Below are 6,354 nucleotides of genomic sequence, written 5' to 3' on the forward strand. Positions count from 1 at the left end.
CCAAGAAGCCCAAGAAGAAGAAGGTCAACGGAAAGACCGCGGTCGAACTTCCGGTTGCGTGAACGAACGCCGGTTGCGGCGGCGGCTTGTTACCAATATGTTCACCCGAGATGGTTGACCGGGGCATCCATTACGAGGCGGCGTTCGAAGCGTTCCTGCGGGAGCGGGCAACGCCTTACGTCGCGGTGGACGAAGCCAAGCGTGCGTTGTTCGGCAAAGCAAAGCTCAAGGGGTTCGACTTTCTCGTCTACAGCCGCAACGGCCCAAATCTGCTCGTGGACGTCAAGGGCCGTCGGGCGACCGGCGGCAAGTCCATGCAGACGTGGGCGACCCAGCGCGACGTCGACGACCTTTTGCAGTGGGAGCAAGTCTTCGGCGAGGACTTTCAGGCGGTGTTGGCGTTCGCGTATTGGATCGAGCCGCGGGACGAGACGCTCGGACTGCCGGGTCTGGCGTCGGACCTGCCGCCGGGCGAGGCCGAGGAACCGGGCGTGTTTCGTCATCTGAGCCGTTGGTATAGGCTCATGGCAATCTCACTCGCCGACTACCGGAACCACATGCGGCAACGCAGCGCCAAGTGGGAGACCGTCGCGTTGCCGACGTCCGACTTCCGCTCACTTGCGAGGCCGATGGAGACGCTGTTATGATCCCCGCGATGCAGCATCTGCTGAGAAGCCCTTGGACCTGTCGGCTGGTTGCCGCCTTTCTGGTGTGCGTGATCGTTTCGCCAGCGTTCGCCCAGCGTGGACGTGCCCAGGAACTGATCGACGAGGCCGAAGCCTTGGACGTTCGTCACCAAGGCTACGAGGATGGGCCATACCTGTTGGAGGAAGGTGGTTACGCCCTGACCTACGCGGTGGCTGCGGGTCTGACACTTGCGTGCGTGGCGGTGATGTTCAAGAACGCCAAGCGCACGCACCTCGACTGATGGTCTGACGACCGATGTTTTGACGCCGACATTTCACGCGAAAGCAATCCATGAGAATTTCAAGATCCGTTGCCGTTTGGGCGCTGTTGCTGGTCAACGCGGCCCTGTTGGTGTCCCTGGCTGGCCGATACCTTGGCACGCCCGAAGCCCACGCCCAAGCCGCGCCGCAGGGGGATTACCTGTTGCTCCCCGGCAATGTCATCGGTGTGCCCGCTGACGTCATCTACGTGTTCGACACCCGCAACGGCGGCATGATCGGCGTCGCGTTCGACGAGAACAACGGGTCGCTCGAAGCACTGCCGAGTATCGACCTCAACCGCGTCTTCCAGGCCGCCCAGTAACCTCTGCCGAAGGAACTCCAATCATGAGCCAAACCCACACCACATCGGCAGCATCCCGTCCTCTCGACGTCAAGAGCTTCGCGGTCGGCGTTCTCGCGCTGATGGCCGTCGTCCTGGTCGCGCTGCACCTCGTCAAGCCGGAGCCGGCCGTGGCGACCGAAACCGTCAGCAATCGCGACTATCAAGCGGCAACGGCTGAGACCGCCGCGGGCGGAGACGCCGTTTACGTTCTCGATAATCGCACCGGCGTGTTGGCCGTGCTGACCTACGACCAGCAACGCCGGCAGATGGTCCCGCGTGATGCCCGCCGGATCACCGACCTCTTCCGTTAATGCCTTTGACCAAGCAATGAGCCCGCGACGATCGTCGTCGCGGGCTCTTCGTTTGGGGAACGCGGTTGGTGAAGGTCAGACCCACTGGTCACGGATCATGCAGAGCTGACGCCAATCGTCGTCGTGGAACCAAGCGGGCTTTTCGGTCGGCACGATCTCGTCGAAAAACGCCTCGGCATCGTCGACCAAGTCATCGTTCGTTTGGCCCATGCCCAACCGTGCGGCGAAGATGTCGTCCTGCTCGCAGCAGATCTTGATCGCTTCCTGGCCGGCGTGTTCGCGGACGATGTCGGCCAAGTCGCTGAAGAACTTGCGTACGTCGCCCTGAGCGTAAGTCGGCGGTTGACAGTGACGCCGCATGCAGTGGCTGTAGTACTTCTTTTTCGCGGCCCAGTTCGCCTTGGGGTCGAGCGAAAGCGTGACGTACTGGCCGACCTTGTAGGCGACGCGGGCATAGCGGTCGTCGTCTCGTTCGGCCCGGGCGATGCCATCGGCGTAGAACTTCTCCGGCTCGCCGATCGGCGGCAGGGGAGGCAAGGCGTGAACCTTCATGTCATCCGCCGGCGGCGTGTCGAGCGGGTTCTCGACCCCGTGCATCGATTCGACCAGCGAGACGCCGAACGCGGTGCCGCTAAGCGATTCATCAAGGTCGGTTTGGTCCGACATGTCTTTGACGCGTGCCATGGGTCCCATCCTGGGAAGAGGGTGCGGTTGGTTTCATTCCGCGAGGCGGAACGACTGCAATGACATCGGCCATACTGGGCGGAATCCCCAGTCACAAAACCCGTGAGGTGCCCGATCGGCACGTCCGGTCGCTGATGACCCTGTAATCTTACAAATATTCTTCCCGGTTCACAACCGAAACTCGCGCATCCGGGACTACTCACATCGCGACCGGGCGGCGGTAAACGGCCCGGAAACGACGCTTTGGAGGCGTTTCGCCATCGAAAAAGTCGTCGAATCGCTCCCGCGTGAGTCCCCGGCGTTCGAACACCGCCAGATCGTCCGCCGTGAGCGGCATCGGCATCGTGCCCTCCGGCTCGCTTTCGTCGCGTCCCCGGCACAAGGCGAACACCAGCCCGCCCGGGCGGGCGAAGTCCGCGATGTTGCACGCCGCCGTGAATCGCATCGCGCCACGCAGCGTTTGCAGCGTGTAGATTTCCACGATCAGGTCGTTGCGGCCGCGGTAAGTCCGCGGTGGGTCCAGCAGATCGGCCACCTCGTATTGCACCGGCGAGTCGGGGAACCGCTCGCGGCAACGGTGGATGGCCGAGCGGCTGATGTCGAACGCCGTGACGTCGAACCCGCGCTGTGCGAGCAGTTCAGCGTCGTCGCCCAGTCCGCAACCGATGACCAAAGCTCTGCCCGTCAGCGGGGCGGTCTCATCGAGCCATTCGACGAACATGGGGTTCGGTTTGCCGTCGGCCCAGGGGATATCCGCGTCCGACTTGGCCGTGGCGTAGAGCGGCTCGAACCAGCCGACCTCGTCGCCAGCCACGCGTGCCGCATCGACGAGTTTCTCCACACGTTCACGCGGGTCGGACATGCTTCACAATAGCGCCGCCGACTGCCGGCCGGTAAGCGTTGGCGTCCGTTGTCGCTGACGCGTCGGCCTCACGGTTCCTCATTTCACCGGCGAGCCGTTACGCTCACAGCATGTCCGAACCGCTCGGCGAGCTTTGTATCGTTCTTCACGGCCACCTTCCCTACGTCCTGCACCATGGCAGCTACCCACACGGGGAGTTCTGGTTGTACGAAGCGGCGGCGGAAACCTACCTGCCCATTCTCGACTTCATCGGCGAAGCGGCGCTCGGCGGGGTACGGCCGGCGATCACGATGGGGTTGATGCCGGTGCTGCTGGAGCAGCTTGCACACGAACGGTTCAAGACCGGGTTCGTCGAGTACCTGCACGGCCGGATCGGTCGGGCCGAGAGCGATCGGAAGGAGTTCGAGGCCAAGAACGAGATGCACTTCGCGTATCTCGCGCAGCGGTGGGAAGAGTGGTACGCGACCAAGCTGGAGCACTTCGAGCGGATCAACCGTGACATCCCCGGCGAGTTCGCGGCGCGTTTCAGGGAAGGCCACATCCAAGTGCTCACGTCGAATGCGACGCACTGCTACATGCCGCTGGTGCTCAACGACGAGATGCTCACGGCCCAGATGAAGGCCGGCGTAGCGACGAGCGAGAAGCACCTCGGCAAGAAGCCGACCGGCATGTGGTTGCCCGAATGCGCGTACCGCCCTGCGTGGGATCACTGGCTGCCGAGCGTGCTTTACGACAACGCCCGCAGTCGACCGGGGATCGAGAAGTTCATCGCGGCGGCCGGGGTGAACCACTTCTTCGTCGACAGTCACCAGCTCGAAGGCGGCAAGCCGCTGGGGTACATGGAAGCCGGCAACTTCCACGCCGTCGGCGACGACCCGAGCTACTGGGACCAACGCCGCGGCTGGCGGAACACGCTCGAACCGGTCGGCGTCGCGAGCCATGCGGAGAAGCCGGACGTGTTCGCCTTCGGCCGACACCCGCAGGTTTCCGAGCAGGTCTGGTCCAGCGATCTGGGGTACCCTGGTGCCGGCGAGTACTTGGAGTTCCACCGCAAGTACGGCGAGCGCGGACTTCGCTATCACAAGGTCACGAGCCGAAAGACGGCACTCTCCGACAAGGACCCGTACTACCCCGACGACATCCCCGGCAAGCTGCACGAGCATGCCCATCATTTCCTCGACACGGTCAAGGGCGTTCTCGCCGAGCACCGCGACAAGACTGGACGACGTGGCACCGTCGTGGCCTCGTTTGACGCGGAATTGTTCGGCCATTGGTGGTTCGAAGGGCCCAAGTTTCTACGCGACGTGATCCTCGCCGCGGCCAGCGATCCTTACGTGAACCTTGCCACGACAGAGGAGATCATTGATCGCAAGCACCCCGACAAGGTCGCCCGTTTGCCCGAAGGTTCGTGGGGCGAGAACGGCGACCACACGGTTTGGATGAACAACACGGTCCGCTGGGTGTGGGAGACCGAGTATCGGGCCGAGGGGACGTTCCTGAAGAATCTGCACGCGTTGCCTTGGAAAGAGAAGCCAGCGGTGAAGGAACTCATGGAGAAGGCCGGCCGGCAGTTGTTGCTGTTACAGGCGAGCGACTGGCCGTTCGTCATCCACACCGGCGGCGCCGTCGACTACGGCACCTTCCGTGTCAGCGGCCACGCCACACGCTTCAACCGCCTGGTCGACCTCGCCGAAGCCGTCAACGAAGGCCGGACACTATCGAAGTTCGAGCAGGTGCAAATCGACGAAGCCGACGCCCACGACGACATCTTTCACGAGATCGATCTAAGCTGGTGGCTGTAGCATCGCGCCGACCTAGTGCTCGTCGCTGAGCAGGGCGCGGAGTTCTTCTGGGGTGAGCAGGGGGCCTTGTGCGGTGTCGTTCGCGGCGTCTTCGGCGAGGGCGGCGGCTTCTTCCTCGGTCAAGGCGACGGCGTCGGCGCGAGAGGCGTCGTGGGTCTTGGAACTCGCACCTTCCACGGGTTGCGTGTCGACGGGGCGGGGGCCTTCGGCGTCGAGGATGTCGGTGACGCCGAGCCGTCGGGCTTGTTCGAGAGCGGCCGGCCTGCCATCGGTGTCGCAGGCGATGAGCCGCATGTGCGGATAGCGGCGGCCGACGACCGAGATGAGCGACATCTCTTTCGGGTAAATCGCCTGAAGCGACACGGCGACCGCCCGAAAGACCAGCGGCTTTCGACACAACGCGAGCATCGCCGCATACGGATCATCGAAGGCGTAAACGTCGTAACCGGCGTGCATCAAGGTCTCGGCGTGGCGGTCACGCGTCGTACCCGTGGCGATCAGCGCAACCCGGCCGCCGTTGGCCAGATCGGGTTGTTCGGCGCCCTGGGTCATCGTGAGTTCGAGCATACGGGGCATCGCCGGGGCGACAATCCTTAAGTTGCGTCGGTGTTAATGGTGCGTGTGCGTGTGGTTCGTGGCGGAATGTCACCCGCGACTTTGCAGCCTTGATCGATGGCGGCGCTTGAAAGTCGCGTGGGGCGTTTCTAGGTTCTGCCCGAACGCATCGCACCCGGCAACCCATGCCGGACGCCACGCCGGTGCAACCACGTTTCGCCACGCAAACCAACCAGAAAGTGATCCTGAAATGGGCATCAAAGTAGGCATCAACGGCTTCGGCCGCATCGGTCGTCTTGTCTTCCGTGCCGCCGCTTACCGCTCCGACGACGAAATCGAAATCGTCGGTATCAACGACCTCGTCGGCCCCGACAACCTCGCGTACCTGCTCAAGTACGACACCATCCACGGCAAGTTCAACGAGCAACTCGGCGGGGCGATCAGCAACGACGAGAAGAACCTGATCCTCGGCGATCGGGCCATTCCCTGCATGTCCGAGCGTGACCCGGCGAATCTGCCGTGGGGCGATCTGGGTTGCGACGTCGTCGTCGAGTCGACGGGCCTGTTCACGACCCATGAGGCTTGCACCGCCCACCTCAAGGGTGGGGCCAAGAAGGTCGTCATTTCCGCGCCGACCAAGTCGCCCGAGACCGTCCCGACGATCGTGCTGGGCGTCAACGACGACGCTTACAACGGCGAGGACATCGTCTCCAACGCCTCCTGCACCACCAACTGCCTCGCGCCGATCACCAAGGTCATCCTCGACAACTTCGGCCTCGAGGAAGGCCTGATGACCACCATCCACGCCGTCACCGCAACCCAGCCGACCCAGGACGGTCCGAGCAAGAAG

The 6,354-nt window shown here is 63.4% G+C and carries 9 protein-coding genes; 6 read left to right on the plus strand and 3 right to left on the minus strand.

The features are described 5' to 3' along the window. The first annotated feature begins 110 nt into the window (after positions 1-110). Genes AAGD32_18085 through AAGD32_18100 form a run of 4 tightly spaced genes read left to right on the plus strand, consistent with a single transcriptional unit; the run spans position 111 to position 1,601 of the window. On the plus strand, positions 111-647 hold the full coding sequence (locus AAGD32_18085; protein MEM8876159.1) for an HYExAFE family protein: 537 nt from the start codon (positions 111-113) through the stop codon (positions 645-647). Between the two features lie 8 nt (positions 648-655). Next, the gene (locus AAGD32_18090) at positions 656-928 is read left to right on the plus strand and encodes a hypothetical protein (protein MEM8876160.1); all 273 of its coding nucleotides are present in this window, start codon (positions 656-658) and stop codon (positions 926-928) included. A gap of 50 nt (positions 929-978) precedes the next feature. After that, positions 979-1,269 (plus strand): hypothetical protein, encoded by a 291-nt coding sequence (locus tag AAGD32_18095; protein MEM8876161.1) that lies wholly within the window; start codon positions 979-981, stop codon positions 1,267-1,269. Between the two features lie 23 nt (positions 1,270-1,292). Continuing rightward, positions 1,293-1,601, plus strand: a complete 309-nt coding sequence (locus AAGD32_18100; protein MEM8876162.1) for a hypothetical protein — start codon at positions 1,293-1,295, stop codon at positions 1,599-1,601. Between the two features lie 75 nt (positions 1,602-1,676). On the opposite strand, the gene AAGD32_18105 is transcribed toward AAGD32_18100, so the two are convergent. Next, complete coding sequence (locus tag AAGD32_18105) at positions 1,677-2,285, minus strand: hypothetical protein (protein ID MEM8876163.1); 609 nt, start codon at positions 2,283-2,285, stop codon at positions 1,677-1,679. A 199-nt stretch (positions 2,286-2,484) separates the two neighbouring features. Then, the gene (locus tag AAGD32_18110) at positions 2,485-3,147 is read right to left on the minus strand and encodes a class I SAM-dependent methyltransferase (GenBank protein MEM8876164.1); all 663 of its coding nucleotides are present in this window, start codon (positions 3,145-3,147) and stop codon (positions 2,485-2,487) included. 110 nt (positions 3,148-3,257) lie between these two features. Between AAGD32_18110 and AAGD32_18115 the strand changes: the two genes are divergently transcribed. After that, on the plus strand, positions 3,258-4,949 hold the full coding sequence (locus AAGD32_18115; protein MEM8876165.1) for a 1,4-alpha-glucan branching protein domain-containing protein: 1,692 nt from the start codon (positions 3,258-3,260) through the stop codon (positions 4,947-4,949). 12 nt (positions 4,950-4,961) lie between these two features. On the opposite strand, the gene AAGD32_18120 is transcribed toward AAGD32_18115, so the two are convergent. Further along, entirely contained in the window at positions 4,962-5,525 is a 564-nt protein-coding gene (locus tag AAGD32_18120) for a hypothetical protein (GenBank protein ID MEM8876166.1), read from the minus strand. Positions 5,526-5,754: 229 nt separating this feature from the next. Between AAGD32_18120 and AAGD32_18125 the strand changes: the two genes are divergently transcribed. Then, a partial coding sequence (locus AAGD32_18125; GenBank protein ID MEM8876167.1) for a type I glyceraldehyde-3-phosphate dehydrogenase occupies positions 5,755-6,354 on the plus strand: 600 nt, incomplete at its 3' end.

The organism is Planctomycetota bacterium, from assembly GCA_039182125.1.
In the GTDB taxonomy this organism is placed as follows: Bacteria; Planctomycetota; Phycisphaerae; order Tepidisphaerales; family Tepidisphaeraceae; genus JBCDCH01.

Excerpts from the sequence above, each read along its gene's own strand:
- AAGD32_18085 (MEM8876159.1), top strand. The coding sequence starts at position 111 with ATGGTTGACCGGGGCATCCATTACGAGGCGGCGTTCGAAGCGTTCCTG.
- AAGD32_18090 (MEM8876160.1), top strand. The coding sequence starts at position 656 with ATGCAGCATCTGCTGAGAAGCCCTTGGACCTGTCGGCTGGTTGCCGCC.
- AAGD32_18095 (MEM8876161.1), top strand. The coding sequence starts at position 979 with ATGAGAATTTCAAGATCCGTTGCCGTTTGGGCGCTGTTGCTGGTCAAC.
- AAGD32_18100 (MEM8876162.1), top strand. The coding sequence starts at position 1,293 with ATGAGCCAAACCCACACCACATCGGCAGCATCCCGTCCTCTCGACGTC.
- AAGD32_18105 (MEM8876163.1), bottom strand. The coding sequence starts at position 2,285 with ATGGCACGCGTCAAAGACATGTCGGACCAAACCGACCTTGATGAATCG.
- AAGD32_18110 (MEM8876164.1), bottom strand. The coding sequence starts at position 3,147 with ATGTCCGACCCGCGTGAACGTGTGGAGAAACTCGTCGATGCGGCACGC.
- AAGD32_18115 (MEM8876165.1), top strand. The coding sequence starts at position 3,258 with ATGTCCGAACCGCTCGGCGAGCTTTGTATCGTTCTTCACGGCCACCTT.
- AAGD32_18120 (MEM8876166.1), bottom strand. The coding sequence starts at position 5,525 with ATGCCCCGTATGCTCGAACTCACGATGACCCAGGGCGCCGAACAACCC.